This is a genomic window from Tepidimonas sediminis, assembly GCF_007556605.1.
Taxonomy (GTDB): domain Bacteria; phylum Pseudomonadota; class Gammaproteobacteria; order Burkholderiales; family Burkholderiaceae_C; genus Tepidimonas; species Tepidimonas sediminis.
Genome location: NZ_VJND01000003.1, coordinates 19,208 through 31,638, shown reverse-complemented (window position 1 = coordinate 31,638; position 12,431 = coordinate 19,208). Strand labels below are relative to the sequence as shown.

Below are 12,431 nucleotides of genomic sequence, written 5' to 3'. Positions count from 1 at the left end.
AACGAGACGCACGCACGGCGCGGCACCGCTTTCACGATAGTGAGGCTTGATTCCACATCATGAAACCAGGTGCACGCACGACCGACCTTTCCTACAATCGCACCCGCTCCGGGGTGTCCACGGCACGTGGGCTGAGACGGCGCCCGAGCGCGCGCCGAACCCGTCGAACTTGATCCGGATCATGCCGGCGAAAGGACGAGCCGCCTGCCCGCCCAGCGGGCCGGCACCAGGCGCGCGGTCGCGCGTGGCGTCCCCGGAGCGTCGTCCACCCCGCCCCTCCGAGGAGAACGCCGATGTCCGAGACCTCCGTCACCGTCGCGCGCCCGCCACGCGCCCCCGCCCCTCAGGCCGTCACGATCGGACCGATCTGCGGCTCGCGCAAGATCCACGTCACCGGCAGCCGCCCCGACCTGCGCGTGCCGATGCGCGAGATCGCCCAGTCGGCCACACCCGCCGCGCTGGGCGGCGAGCCCAACCCGCCGGTGTGGGTGTACGACACCTCCGGCCCCTACACGGCGCACGACGCCGACATCGACATCCGCCGCGGCCTGCCGCCGCTGCGCCTGCGCTGGATCGAGGAGCGCGGTGACACCGAGACGCTGCCCGGGCCGAGCAGCAGCTGGGGGCAGGCGCGGCTCAATGACCCGGCGACGGCCCACCTGCGCATGCCGGCGCCGGCGCGCCCGATCCGCCGCGCGCGCGCCGGCGCCAACGTGACGCAGCTGCACTACGCGCGCCGCGGCCTCGTCACGCCCGAGATGGAGTTCGTCGCCATCCGCGAGAACCAGAACCGTCAGGCGTATCTGGAGGCGCTGCGCGCCTGCGGCCCGCGCGGACGGGCGATGGCCGAGCGGCTGCTGCGCCAGCACCCCGGCCAGGCGTTCGGCGCGCGCATCCCGGCCGAGATCACGCCGGAGTTCGTGCGCCAGGAGGTGGCCGCCGGCCGCGCCATCATCCCGGCCAACGTCAACCACCCGGAAAGCGAGCCGATGATCATCGGCCGCCACTTCCTGGTCAAGGTCAACGCCAACATCGGCAACTCGGCGCTGGCTTCCGACATCGCCGCCGAGGTGGACAAGATGGTCTGGGCGGTGCGCTGGGGCGCCGACACGGTGATGGACCTGTCCACCGGGCGCCACATCCACGAGACGCGCGAGTGGATCATCCGCAACAGCCCGGTGCCGGTCGGCACGGTGCCGATCTATCAGGCGCTGGAAAAGGTCGGCGGCGACCCGGAGGCGCTTTCGTGGGAGGTGTTCCGCGACACGCTGATCGAGCAGGCCGAGCAGGGGGTCGATTACTTCACGATCCACGCCGGCGTGCGGCGCGACTTCATCGCGCTGACCGAGCGGCGGCTGACCGGCATCGTCTCGCGCGGCGGCTCGATCATGGCGCGCTGGTGCCAGGCGCACGGACAGGAAAACTTCCTCTACACCCACTTCGAGGAGATCTGCGAGATCATGAAGGCGTACGACGTCGCCTTCAGCCTCGGCGACGGACTGCGCCCCGGCTCCATCCACGACGCCAACGACGAGGCGCAGCTGGCGGAGCTGCGCACGCTGGGCGAGCTGACGCGCATCGCCTGGCGCCACGACGTGCAGGTGATGATCGAGGGCCCCGGCCACGTGCCCATGCAGCTGATCCAGGCCAACATGGACGAGCAGCTGCGCCACTGCCACGAGGCGCCGTTCTACACGCTGGGGCCGCTGGTGACCGACATCGCCCCCGGCTACGACCATCTGGCCAGCGCCATCGGCGCGGCGCAGATCGGCTGGTACGGCACGGCGATGCTGTGCTACGTCACGCCCAAGGAGCACCTCGGCCTGCCCGACCGCGACGACGTCAAGCAGGGGCTGATCGCCTACAAGATCGCGGCGCACGCCGCCGACCTGGCCAAGGGCCACCCCGGCGCGCAGATCCGTGACAACGCCATGTCCAAGGCGCGCTTCGAATTCCGCTGGCAGGACCAGTTCAACCTGGCGCTGGACCCTGACACCGCGCGCGCCTACCACGACGCCACGCTGCCGAAGGACGCCGCCAAGAGCGCGCCGTTCTGCTCGATGTGCGGGCCGAAGTTCTGCTCGATGCGCATCACGCAGGAACTGCGCGCGCGGAACGTGACGTAACTCTCCCCCGCCGTGACGGTCTTGCGCTAGACTGGGCCGGCCATGCCCGTCATCAGCATCCATGCCCGTCATCAGCATGTTTTACGGGATCGTGGTGGCGATCTTCTACGAGGACCAGGATCGCCACCACCGCGCCCCCATCCATGCCCGCTACCAGGGGCACAAGGCGGCGGTGGCGATCGACGACGGCTCGGTGCTGGCCGGCGAACTGCCGCCGAAGCAGCTCAGGCTGCTGCAGGCCGGGATCGAACTGCACCGCGACGAGCTGATGGCGGACTGGGAACTGGTCTGTCAGGGCGTCGAACCATTCCGCATCCCCCCGCTGCAGTGAGCCGAGGTCCGTCGTCGAAGGAGTCAGCCGATGTCAACGCTGTTGGACGTGGTGGAAGTGCAGGTGGAGCCGCCGTGGACGCTGCGCCTGCGCTTCGAAAATGGCGAGCAGCGCCGCTTCGACGTCGAGCCGCTGTTGGCGCGTCCGCCATTTGACCGTCTGAAGGAACCGGGCCGTTTCGCCACCGCCCACGTGGCCTGGGGGACGGTGGCCTGGGCCGGCGAGATCGACATCGCCCCCGAGACCCTGTACGACCGCAGTGTTCCGATCGCCACGGCAGGCGACACGCAAGCCACCGCAGAACAGTCCGCAACCGGTGCACCGGCCGCGGCCTAGCGCGCCGCGGCGGGGCGCTGCAGCTCCCACGTGGCCGACAGGCGGCCGGCGAAGGTCACGTGCAGCGTGGCGCCGTCGGTGCCGGCCGACAGCTTCACGCCCGGCTGCGGTGCGGGATCGGTGGTGGTCACCTGCAGCAGGCCCGGCGGCCAGACGACCTTGAGCTCGGCCTCCATCGGCAGGTAGCCGTCCAGATAGCGGCGCATCAGCGGGCCGGCGTGCAGACGCCAGCGGCCCTCGCCGATCGGCTCCAGCGCGCGCGTGCGCAGGTCGATGCAGACGCTGCCACCGCGGCGGACGTCGGCCAGCTCGACACGACGCCCCTCCACCCACGCGCGGCCGACGCCCTCGGTGCTGACGATGTCGATCGACTGCACGCGCTCGGGGTTGAACGCCACCACGATGCGCGGGTTGGGATCGAGCTGGCGATGGCAGGTGCGCATCGTGACCACGCCCTCACGCAGGCTGTCGGCGTCGATGCGCGCCTCGGCGTCGTAGCGGTAGGCGCCCGGGTCGGGCCGCTCGGCCAGAAAGCGCAGTTCACCCTCGCGGGCGACATCGTCGAGCGTCAGGGCCGTCGCCCGCGACGCCGCCTCCATGGTCGCCAGGGCGATGACCCAGGCCCGCCAGCGGGGCGCCGGTCGCATGCTCGTCACCATCGTGTCCGCTCCTCGTGCCGGGCAGCCGCCGGCCTGAGCCGGCAGCGCCTGCGGACCGCACGATGCCACGGTTGGCAGCGGCCCGCCATCACCCTGCAGCCTGAAGGGTCTTGGCGGGCACGCCGGCCTCAGACCGCGCCGAGCCCCGGCACCAGCGCGCCGGGCGGCTCGCCGCGCTTGCGCGCCGCGGTGAAGGCCAGCATCCGCTCGATCGGCAACCGGGCACGCGGGATCAGCTCCGGCGCCACGTGGATCTCGTTGAGCCCGGTCTCCAGCACCTCCAGCACGCCGCGCAGGCCGTTCATCGCCATCCACGGGCAGTGCGCGCAGCTCTTGCAGGTGGCGCCGTTGCCGGCGGTGGGGGCCTCCAGGAACAGCTTGTCCGGGTGGCGCTGGCGCAGCTGGTGCATCAGGCCGCTGTCGGTGGCGACGATGAACACCCTGGCCGGCAGGGTGGCGGCGGCCTGCAGGATCTGCGAGGTCGAGCCGACCACGTCGGCCTGCGCCACCACCGCCGCCGGGCTTTCCGGGTGCACCAGCACCTTGGCCTCGGGGTACTCGCGCCGCAGCGCCTCCAGCTCGAACGCCTTGAACTCGTCGTGCACGACGCAGGAGCCGCGCCACAGCACCATGTCGGCGCCGGTCTCGCGCTGGATGTAGCCGCCCAGGTGCTTGTCCGGCGCCCACAGGATGCGGTGCCCGGCGTCGCGCAGCGCACCGACGATGTCGAGCGCACAGCTGGAGGTCACCACCCAGTCGGCCTGCGCCTTCACCGCGGCGCTGGTGTTGGCATAGACCACCACCGTGCGGTCGGGGTGCTCGGCGCGGAACGCCGCGAAGTCGTCGGGCGGGCAGCCGATGTCCAGCGAGCAGGTCGCGTCCAGATCCGGCATCAGCACCGTCTTGTCGGGCGACAGGATCTTGGCCGTCTCGCCCATGAAGCGCACGCCGGCCACCACCAGCGTGCGCGCCGGATGGTCGCGGCCGAAGCGCGCCATCTCCAGGCTGTCGCTGACCAGCCCCCCGGTGGCCTCGGCCAGATCCTGCAGGTCCGGGTGCACGTAGTAGTGCGCCACCAGCACCGCGTCGCGCGCGCGCAGCAGCTCGGCGATGCGGGCCTTCAGCGCCTGCCGCTCCGCCGGGGACGGCTCCTGCGGCACCCGCGCCCACGCGTGGCGCGTGGTGCACGCCGGCTGCTCGACCTCCACCTCGATCACGTGTTCCATCTCGTCGCTCGTCCTTTTACGCCGGCAGCAGGCGCATCGACAGGTCCACGGCCTGCACGTCCTTCGTCAGCGCCCCCACCGAGATGCGGTCCACGCCGGTCTCCGCGAGCGCCCGCACGTTGGCCAGCGTCACGCCGCCCGAAATCTCCAGCACCGCCCCGCCGCCGGGGTGGGCGTCATTGCGCCGCACCGCCTCGCGCAGCGTCGGCAGCTCCATGTTGTCCAGCAGGATCAGACGCGCGCCGGCGTCCAGCGCCTCGTCGAGCTGGGCCAGCGTCTCGACCTCGATCTGCACGAACAGCGCCTGCGGTGCCAGCCGCTGCGCGCGCCGCAGCGCCTCGGCCACGCCGCCACAGGCGGCGATGTGGTTTTCCTTGATCAGGATGGCGTCGTGCAGGCCCATGCGGTGGTTGAGCCCTCCGCCCATGCGCACCGCATACTTCTGCGCCACGCGCAGCCCGGGCAGCGTCTTGCGCGTGTCGCAGATGCGCGCGCGCGTGCCGGCCACGGCGTCCACATAGCGGCGCGTCAAGGTGGCCACAGCGGAGAGCGTCTGCAGAAAGTTCAGCATCGTGCGCTCGGCGCTCAGCAGCGCGCGCGCCTCGGCCTCGACCTCGAACACGGTGGCGCCGGGCTCCACGCGGCCGCCCTCGTCGACGCGCCAGTCCCAGCGCGCGCCGGCGTCCAGCGCGTGCAGCGCCGCCTGCACCCACGGCCGGCCGCACACCACGGCGCTGTCGCGCGCGATCACGCGCGCGCGCACGCGCTGCCCGGCCGGCGCCAGCGCCGCCGTCAGGTCGCCGCTGCCGACATCCTCCGCCAGCGCGCGTGCCGCATCGGCCTCGGCCTGCGCGGTCACGTCCGGCAGCGGCGGCTGCAGGCTGAGCGGATCGGGCCGGCCGGCGGGCCAGGCGGACGGGGCGGGCTGATCGGACAGGGCGGGCATCATCTTGGCACTCGCGGGGCGCCGGCCGCCGGGGTGCCCCGCGCGGCCGAGGCTTCCAAGGATACAACGCCGGGCAGGCGGCCGCCGCGGACCGGGCGGGCGCATGCACTAGACTAGGAGGCCTTTTGGATACCGCTGCCCCCTGCGACGATGACCGACACCTCGGCCCGCACGCCCTACGGCACCCTGCCCGCTGCCGCCCCGCTGCCGCCGCGCAAGCCGGTGAGCCTGCCGCGCCTGCAGGAGATGCGCGAGCGCGGCGAGAAAATCGCCATGCTCACCGCCTACGACGCGACGTTCGCCGCGGTGGCCGACGCCGCCGGCGTGGACTGCCTGCTGGTGGGCGACTCGCTCGGCATGGTCTGCCAGGGCCGGCCCAGCACGGTGGGCGTGACGCTGGAAGAGATGTGCTACCACACCGAGTGCGTGGTGCGCGGCGTGCGCCGCGTGCAGGGCACGGTTTGGGTCATCGGCGACCTGCCGTTCGGCAGCTACCAGACCTCGCGCGAGGAGGCGATGCGCAGCGCCGCCGCGCTGATGCAGGCCGGCGCGCACATGGTCAAGCTCGAAGGCGGCGGCTGGACGGTGGAGACGGTGCGCTTCCTGGTCGAGCGCGGCATTCCGGTGTGCGCCCACCTGGGCCTGACGCCGCAGACCGTGCACGCGCTGGGCGGCTATCGCGTGCAGGGCCGCAGCGAGGCCGAGGCCGAGCGGCTGCGCCGGCAGGCGCTGGAGCTGCAGGATGCCGGTGCCACGATGCTGGTGCTGGAGATGGTGCCGGCGACGCTGGCGGCGGACATCACCCGGCAGCTGCCGCGCTGCCACACGATCGGCATCGGCAGCGGCAACGGTACCGCCGGTCAGGTCCTGGTGATGCACGACATGCTGGGTATCCACCTCGGCCGCACGCCGCGCTTCGTGCGCAACTTCATGGAGGGCGCCGCCAGCGTGCGCGACGCCATCGCCGCCTACGTGGCCGCCGTCAAGGACGGCAGCTTCCCCGACAACACCCTGCACGCGTGGTGAACCCCGCCCGCGTGCGTCCTCTTCACGGACCCCCCGCCCGATGCAAGTCGTCCGCACCATCGCCGAACTGCGCCAGGCACTCGCGCCGTTCGACCATCCCGCCTTCGTGCCCACGATGGGCAACCTGCACGAGGGCCACCTGAGCCTGGTGCGCCACGCGCGCACGCTGGGTGACGTGACGGTGGCCAGCATCTTCGTCAACCGGCTGCAGTTCCTGCCGCACGAGGATTTCGACACCTACCCGCGCACGCTGGAGGCCGACTGCGCGCGCCTGGCCGAGGTCGGCTGCGACATCGTCTTCGCGCCCGACGAAGCCGAGCTGTACCCGGAGCCGCAGACCTTCAAGGTGCAGCCGCACCCGGCGCTGGCCGACATGCTCGAAGGCCACTTCCGGCCGGGCTTCTTCACCGGGGTGTGCACGGTGGTGATGAAGCTGTTCCAGTGCGTGTTCGCCCAGGCCAAGGGCGAGCGCCACGCCGTCTTCGGCAAGAAGGATTACCAGCAGCTGATGGTGATCCGGCACATGGTGCGTCAGTTCGCGCTGCCGGTGACGATCCACGGGCTGGAGACGGCGCGCGCACCCGACGGGCTGGCGCTGAGCTCGCGCAACGGCTACCTGTCGCCCGAGGAGCGCGCCGAGGCGCCGCAGCTGGTGCAGGCGCTGCGGCTGCTGGCAGCCGACGTGCTGGGCGGCGAACACAACCTGTCGGCACTGGAGCAGCGCGCGCTGCAGGCGCTGGCGGCGCGCGGCTGGCAGCCGGACTACCTGACGGTGCGCCGGCGCGAGGACCTGCAGCCGCCCGAGCCGCACGACATCCAGCCGGGCCGGCTGGTGGCGCTGGGCGCGGCGCGGCTGGGTCGCACGCGCCTGATCGACAACTGGGAATTCTGAGCCGCGCGGCCGCCCCCGCCGCTGCCCTACTCGGCCTTGGGGTCGCGGCCCATCAGCCGCTCCACCGCGCCGCGCGCATCCAGCGCGCCGTCCAGCAGCGACACCACCGCCTCGGTGATCGGCATGTCCACGCCCAGCCGGCGCGCGCGCTGCGCCACCGTGCGCGCGCTGTAGACGCCCTCGGCCACGTGGCCCAGCGTGTGCACCGCCGCCTCCGCGCCCAGCCCCTCGGCCAGCCGCAGGCCGACCTGACGGTTGCGGCTCAGGTCGCCGGTGGCGGTCAGCACCAGGTCTCCCAGGCCGGTCAGACCCATGAAGGTCTCGGCCCGCGCACCCAGCGCCACGCCCAGCCGCGTCATCTCCGCCAGCCCGCGCGTGATCAGCGCCGCGCGCGCGTTGTGGCCCAGGCGCAGCCCGTCGCACAGGCCGGTGGCGATGGCCAGCACGTTCTTCACCGCGCCACCGACCTCCACGCCGATCATGTCATCGTTGGCGTAGACGCGCAGCGCCGGGCCATGGAAGGCGGCCACCAGCGCCGCGCGCACCGCCGGCTCGGCGCTGGCGGCCACCAGCGCCGTCGGCAGGCCCTGCGCCACCTCGCGCGCGAAGCTCGGCCCGCTGAAGACGCCGACGCGCAGCGCCGGGGCCACCTGCTGCGCCACCTCGTGGCCCAGCAGGCCGTACTCGGCGTCCGGCTGCGCCCGCTCGAAGCCCTTGCACAGCCACACCACCGGCACCTCGGCGCGGCCGCATGCCGGCAGCGCCTGCGCCAGCCAGGCCAGCCACGGGCGCAGCGCCGCCATCGGCGTGCCGATGACGACGAGGTCGGTGCCGGAGAGGGCGACCTGAAGGCCGGCCGGCTCACCGCCGGCCACCCGCAACGCCGGCGGCAGCGTCACCTCCGGCAGGTAGCGCGCATTGACGCGCGCCCGCGCCATCGCCTCGGCCTGCGCGGCGTCGCGCGCCCACAGCAGCACGTCGCGGCCGGCTTGGGCTGCCGCCACCGCCAGCGCCGTCCCCCAGGCGCCGGCGCCAATCACCGTGATGCGCATGGGCGGGCGGGCAGCGTGGTCAGGCCTGACCGTTGGCGTTGGCGCTTGCGGCGGCCTGCTGCTGGGCCAGCTGCTGCTCGTACATGGCCTGGAAGTTCAGCTCCGCCAGGTGCACCGGCGGGAAACCGGCGCGCTGGATCAGATCGGCGACGTTGGCGCGCAGGTACGGGTAGACGATCTGCGGACACTGGATGCCGATGACCTGCTGCAGGATCTCCTGCGGAATGTGGCGGATCTCGAAAATGCCGGCCTGCTTGGCCTCGACGAGGAAGACGGTGCGCTCGCCGATCCTGGTGTGCACGGTGGTGACCACCGCGACCTCGTAGATGCCTTCGGCCACCGACTGCGCCTCCACGCCGAGCTGGATGTCGACCGAGGGCTGTTGCTGCTCGAGGAAGATGGCCGGGGAGTTGGGCTGCTCCAGCGACGCTTCCTTCAGGTAGACGCGCTGGATCTGGAACACGGGAGTCGGTTGCTGCTGTTCGTCCGCCATGGTGGGCTTGGGCTTGGGTCGAAGGGGGGAGCCGGCGGCTGCCGGCGGGCTCGGTCGGCCCCTGAGGGCCAGGCGCCGATTATGGCAGCCCGCCCGCATGCCCCCGGCGGCCCCCGCGGCGAGGAGGGTCAGCCCGCCGCCGCACCGCGCAACAGCGGCTCCAGCCCGCCGCACGCATCCAGCGCGTGCAGGTCGTCGCAGCCGCCGACATGGCGGCCCTCGATGAAGATCTGCGGCACGCTGGTACGGCCGACCAGGCGCGCCATCTCCTGGCGGATCTCCGGGCGTCCGTCGACGTTGATCTCCTCCCACTCGGTGACGCCGCGCGCGCGCAGCAGCGCCTTGGCGCGGTGGCAGTACGGACAGTAGTCGCTGCTGTAGATCTTGACGTGGGCCATGGTCGGGCTTCCGGGTGGGACACTCAGGCACCGGTCTGCACCGGCAGGCTGGCGGCGCGCCAGGCGGCCAGCCCGCCGGCCAGCGACACCGCCTTCTCGTAGCCGAGCTTCTTCGCGATCGCCGCGGCGCGGCGCGACCGCACCCCGGAAGCGCACACCAGCACCACCGGCGTGGCCTTGTTCTTGACCACCTGCGGCAGGCGCGTGGCCAGCTCGTCCAGCGGCACGTTGCGCGCGCCGGCCACGTGCCCGGCCGCGTACTCGGCCGGGGAGCACACGTCGATCACGATCGCCTTGTCGCGGTTGATCAGCTGCACCGCCTCGGTGGGGTTGACCCCGGCGGCCACGCCGCCCGTCAGCGCCGGCCACAGCAGCATCAGGCCCGAGCCCGCCGCCACCGCCACCAGCATCCAGTTGTCGATCAGAAAGTCCACGCTTGCTCGCTTCGGTTGTCGGGAAAAGGGGGTCACGGGCCGTGCCGCCGCGGCGCGCGGTGGCCGATGCCCGGCGCGGTATTCTAGAATGATGGGGTTTTCCCGATGACGCAGCCGGGCTGCCACGTCCGGCGCGCCTCCCCCGCGCCCATCATGCACAAGCTCGTCCTCATCCGCCACGGCGAATCGACCTGGAACCTGGAGAACCGCTTCACCGGCTGGACCGACGTCGACCTCACCCCCACCGGCATCGCGCAGGCCATCGCGGCCGGGCGCCTGTTGCGCGAGGAAGGGTGGGACTTCGACCTGTGCTTCACCAGCGTGCTCAAGCGTGCCATCCACACGCTGTGGTACGTGCTGGACGAGATGGACCGCACCTGGCTGCCGGTGGTCAAGGACTGGCGGCTCAACGAGCGCCACTATGGCGCGCTGCAGGGCCTCAACAAGGCCGACATGGCGCGCCAGTACGGTGAGCAGCAGGTGCTGCTGTGGCGGCGCAGCTACGACGTGCCGCCGCCGGCGCTGCAGCCCGACGACCCGCGCGGCCAGCGCCATGACCGCCGCTACGCCCATCTGCGCCCGGAGCAGATCCCGCTGACCGAGTGCCTGAAGGACACCGTGGCGCGCGTCGTGCCGTACTGGGACGAAGCCATCGCGCCGGCGATCCGTGCCGGCCGGCGCGTGCTGATCGCCGCGCACGGCAACTCGATCCGCGCGCTGATCAAGCACCTGGACGGTATCTCGGATGCCGACATCGTCGGCCTCAACATCCCCAACGGCGTGCCGCTGGTCTACGAGTTCGATGACGACCTGCGGCCGCTGCGGCGCTACTACCTGGGCGACGCCGCGGCGGCGGAAGCCGCCGCCGCCGCGGTGGCGCGGCAGGGCGCGGCAGGCTGAGCACGCCGCCGAACCGCCGCGGTGCGCCGGCCCGGGCAGCCCTCCAGCCCGGGGGGATGGGCGCGGAACCGCTCCGGCGCGGCCGACCTCCAAGGTGTATAGTGCCAAGCGTTGGAGCAGGACACGCCGATGGGGCACAAGCTGAGAATCGCAGGATGGCTGGCGCTGGGTGCGCTGGCCGGGGCGTTGACCACCGTGGGGCTGCAGGCCACCGCGCGGGCCACGTTCGCGCCGCTGCCGCTGCAGGAGCTGCAGCAGTTCGCCGCCGTCTACGGGCTCATCAAGAGCGACTACGTCGAGCCGGTCGACGACAAGAAGCTCATCACCGACGCCATCGCCGGCATGGTGTCGGCACTGGATCCGCACTCGCAGTACTTCGACGCCAAGAGCTTCAGGGAATTCCGCGAGGGCACCTCGGGGCGCTTCGTCGGCGTCGGCATCGAGATCACGATGGAGGACGGCCTGGTCAAGGTCGTCTCGCCGATCGAGGACTCGCCGGCCTTCCGCGCCGGCCTCAAGGCCGGTGACCTCATCACCAAGATCGACGACACCGCCGTCAAGGGCCTCACGATCAACGAGGCCGTCAAGCGCATGCGCGGCGAGCCCAACACGAAGGTCGACCTGACGGTGTTCCGCCGCGACGAGAACCGCACCTTCCGCGTCACCATCACGCGGCAGGAGATCAAGACCGTCAGCGTGCGCGCGCGCGTGGTCGAGCCGGGTTACGCCTGGGTGCGCGTGTCGCAGTTCCAGGAGCGCACGCTGGAGGATTTCGCGCGCAAGGTCGAAGAGATCGTGCGCGCCGAACCCCACCTCAAGGGGCTGGTGCTGGACCTGAGGAACGACCCCGGCGGCCTGCTGGATGCGGCGGTGGGCCTGGCGGCGGTGTTCCTGCCGGACGATGCGGTGGTCGTCACCACCAACGGCCAGCTCGAGGAGAGCAAGGCCACCTACCGCGCCACGCCGCGCGACTACCTGCGCCGACCGGGCAGCGACCCGGTGGCGCGCCTGACCGTGACGACGCAGGGGCTGCTCAAGCGCATCCCGCTGGTGGTGCTGGTCAACGAGGGCTCGGCCTCGGCCAGTGAGATCGTCGCTGGCGCGCTGCAGGATCACAAGCGCGCCACCATCATGGGCAGCCAGACCTTCGGCAAGGGTTCGGTGCAGACGGTGCGGCCGCTCGGCCCCGACACGGCGCTCAAGCTCACCACCGCGCGCTACTACACTCCCAGCGGCCGCTCGATCCAGGCCAAGGGCATCGTGCCCGACGTGTGGGTGGACGAGACGCCGGAGGGCAACCTGTTCGCCGCGCTGCGCACGCGCGAGGCCGACCTCGAGAAGCACCTGGCCGGGCCGGACGAGGCCAGGCTGACCGAGGCCGAGCGCGAGGCGCTGCGCCAGCGCGAACGCGAGCGCGAGCAGGCGCGCCAGCGGCTGGAGGAGGAGCAGCGCAAGAACCCCGGCGCGCGGCTGCTGCCGGAGTTCGGCTCCGAGAAGGACTTCCAGCTGCAGCAGGCGCTCAACCAGCTCAAGGGTCTGCCGGTGGTGGCCAGCAAGACCGCCAGCGAGCGCCCGGCCAAGGCCGAGAACTGATCCCCCGCGCCCCGCCCCC

General features: G+C 72.2%; 13 protein-coding genes, 1 pseudogene and 1 riboswitch. Of the genes and pseudogenes, 7 read left to right on the top strand and 7 right to left on the bottom strand.

The genetic code is table 11. The features are described from left to right. The first annotated feature begins 105 nt into the window (after nucleotides 1-105). Nucleotides 106-201, top strand: a riboswitch (TPP riboswitch). A 92-nt stretch (nucleotides 202-293) separates the two neighbouring features. The 3 genes and pseudogenes from thiC to Tsedi_RS03365 all read left to right on the top strand — a co-directional run. Continuing rightward, nucleotides 294-2,108: pseudogene (gene thiC, locus Tsedi_RS03375) on the top strand (phosphomethylpyrimidine synthase ThiC); the annotation flags it as partial. A gap of 79 nt (nucleotides 2,109-2,187) precedes the next feature. Then, nucleotides 2,188-2,457 (top strand): DUF4160 domain-containing protein, encoded by a 270-nt coding sequence (locus Tsedi_RS03370; protein WP_143893610.1) that lies wholly within the window; start codon nucleotides 2,188-2,190, stop codon nucleotides 2,455-2,457. 30 nt (nucleotides 2,458-2,487) lie between these two features. Then, nucleotides 2,488-2,793 (top strand): DUF2442 domain-containing protein, encoded by a 306-nt coding sequence (locus tag Tsedi_RS03365; protein ID WP_143893608.1) that lies wholly within the window; start codon nucleotides 2,488-2,490, stop codon nucleotides 2,791-2,793. On the opposite strand, the gene Tsedi_RS03360 is transcribed toward Tsedi_RS03365, so the two are convergent. The 3 genes from Tsedi_RS03360 to nadC all read right to left on the bottom strand — a co-directional run bounded on the left by Tsedi_RS03360 (nucleotide 2,790) and on the right by nadC (nucleotide 5,627). Next, nucleotides 2,790-3,452: a hypothetical protein gene (locus tag Tsedi_RS03360; RefSeq protein WP_143893606.1), complete on the bottom strand. Its 663-nt coding sequence runs from the start codon at nucleotides 3,450-3,452 to the stop codon at nucleotides 2,790-2,792. The two genes, Tsedi_RS03365 and Tsedi_RS03360, sit on opposite strands and share 4 nt — an antisense overlap. Before the next feature lie 128 nt (nucleotides 3,453-3,580). Beyond that, complete coding sequence (nadA, locus tag Tsedi_RS03355; protein ID WP_143893604.1) at nucleotides 3,581-4,678, bottom strand: quinolinate synthase NadA; 1,098 nt, start codon at nucleotides 4,676-4,678, stop codon at nucleotides 3,581-3,583. Between the two features lie 16 nt (nucleotides 4,679-4,694). After that, nucleotides 4,695-5,627 (bottom strand): carboxylating nicotinate-nucleotide diphosphorylase, encoded by a 933-nt coding sequence (nadC, locus tag Tsedi_RS03350; RefSeq protein ID WP_425472715.1) that lies wholly within the window; start codon nucleotides 5,625-5,627, stop codon nucleotides 4,695-4,697. 147 nt (nucleotides 5,628-5,774) lie between these two features. On the opposite strand from nadC, the gene panB reads away from it, so the two are divergent. Both panB and panC read left to right on the top strand, forming a co-directional pair. Further along, entirely contained in the window at nucleotides 5,775-6,650 is an 876-nt protein-coding gene (panB, locus tag Tsedi_RS03345; protein WP_143893602.1) for a 3-methyl-2-oxobutanoate hydroxymethyltransferase, read from the top strand. A 40-nt stretch (nucleotides 6,651-6,690) separates the two neighbouring features. After that, nucleotides 6,691-7,542 carry a pantoate--beta-alanine ligase gene (panC, locus tag Tsedi_RS03340; protein ID WP_143893600.1) on the top strand — a complete coding sequence of 284 codons (852 nt, stop codon included), beginning with the start codon at nucleotides 6,691-6,693 and terminating at the stop codon, nucleotides 7,540-7,542. A 26-nt stretch (nucleotides 7,543-7,568) separates the two neighbouring features. Here panC and Tsedi_RS03335 read toward each other — a convergent pair whose 3' ends face one another. The 4 genes from Tsedi_RS03335 to Tsedi_RS03320 all read right to left on the bottom strand — a co-directional run bounded on the left by Tsedi_RS03335 (nucleotide 7,569) and on the right by Tsedi_RS03320 (nucleotide 9,919). Beyond that, on the bottom strand, nucleotides 7,569-8,594 hold the full coding sequence (locus Tsedi_RS03335) for an NAD(P)H-dependent glycerol-3-phosphate dehydrogenase (protein WP_143893598.1): 1,026 nt from the start codon (nucleotides 8,592-8,594) through the stop codon (nucleotides 7,569-7,571). Between the two features lie 19 nt (nucleotides 8,595-8,613). After that, nucleotides 8,614-9,087: a protein-export chaperone SecB gene (gene secB, locus Tsedi_RS03330; protein WP_143893596.1), complete on the bottom strand. Its 474-nt coding sequence runs from the start codon at nucleotides 9,085-9,087 to the stop codon at nucleotides 8,614-8,616. A 128-nt stretch (nucleotides 9,088-9,215) separates the two neighbouring features. Then, the gene (grxC, locus tag Tsedi_RS03325) at nucleotides 9,216-9,485 is read right to left on the bottom strand and encodes a glutaredoxin 3 (protein ID WP_143893594.1); all 270 of its coding nucleotides are present in this window, start codon (nucleotides 9,483-9,485) and stop codon (nucleotides 9,216-9,218) included. A gap of 23 nt (nucleotides 9,486-9,508) precedes the next feature. Then, nucleotides 9,509-9,919, bottom strand: a complete 411-nt coding sequence (locus tag Tsedi_RS03320; protein ID WP_143893592.1) for a rhodanese-like domain-containing protein — start codon at nucleotides 9,917-9,919, stop codon at nucleotides 9,509-9,511. Nucleotides 9,920-10,072: 153 nt separating this feature from the next. Between Tsedi_RS03320 and gpmA the strand changes: the two genes are divergently transcribed. After that, nucleotides 10,073-10,819, top strand: coding sequence for a 2,3-diphosphoglycerate-dependent phosphoglycerate mutase (gene gpmA / locus Tsedi_RS03315; protein ID WP_143893590.1), 747 nt, complete (start codon nucleotides 10,073-10,075; stop codon nucleotides 10,817-10,819). 129 nt (nucleotides 10,820-10,948) lie between these two features. Then, on the top strand, nucleotides 10,949-12,412 hold the full coding sequence (locus Tsedi_RS03310; protein ID WP_143893588.1) for a S41 family peptidase: 1,464 nt from the start codon (nucleotides 10,949-10,951) through the stop codon (nucleotides 12,410-12,412). Nucleotides 12,413-12,431 lie beyond the last annotated feature (19 nt).

Excerpts from the sequence above, each read along its gene's own strand:
- panC (WP_143893600.1), top strand. The coding sequence starts at position 6,691 with ATGCAAGTCGTCCGCACCATCGCCGAACTGCGCCAGGCACTCGCGCCG.
- grxC (WP_143893594.1), bottom strand. The coding sequence starts at position 9,485 with ATGGCCCACGTCAAGATCTACAGCAGCGACTACTGTCCGTACTGCCAC.
- Tsedi_RS03365 (WP_143893608.1), top strand. The coding sequence starts at position 2,488 with ATGTCAACGCTGTTGGACGTGGTGGAAGTGCAGGTGGAGCCGCCGTGG.
- panB (WP_143893602.1), top strand. The coding sequence starts at position 5,775 with ATGACCGACACCTCGGCCCGCACGCCCTACGGCACCCTGCCCGCTGCC.
- Tsedi_RS03310 (WP_143893588.1), top strand. The coding sequence starts at position 10,949 with ATGGGGCACAAGCTGAGAATCGCAGGATGGCTGGCGCTGGGTGCGCTG.
- nadA (WP_143893604.1), bottom strand. The coding sequence starts at position 4,678 with ATGGAACACGTGATCGAGGTGGAGGTCGAGCAGCCGGCGTGCACCACG.
- Tsedi_RS03335 (WP_143893598.1), bottom strand. The coding sequence starts at position 8,594 with ATGCGCATCACGGTGATTGGCGCCGGCGCCTGGGGGACGGCGCTGGCG.
- gpmA (WP_143893590.1), top strand. The coding sequence starts at position 10,073 with ATGCACAAGCTCGTCCTCATCCGCCACGGCGAATCGACCTGGAACCTG.
- Tsedi_RS03370 (WP_143893610.1), top strand. The coding sequence starts at position 2,188 with ATGCCCGTCATCAGCATGTTTTACGGGATCGTGGTGGCGATCTTCTAC.
- Tsedi_RS03360 (WP_143893606.1), bottom strand. The coding sequence starts at position 3,452 with ATGGTGACGAGCATGCGACCGGCGCCCCGCTGGCGGGCCTGGGTCATC.
- nadC (WP_425472715.1), bottom strand. The coding sequence starts at position 5,627 with ATGATGCCCGCCCTGTCCGATCAGCCCGCCCCGTCCGCCTGGCCCGCC.
- secB (WP_143893596.1), bottom strand. The coding sequence starts at position 9,087 with ATGGCGGACGAACAGCAGCAACCGACTCCCGTGTTCCAGATCCAGCGC.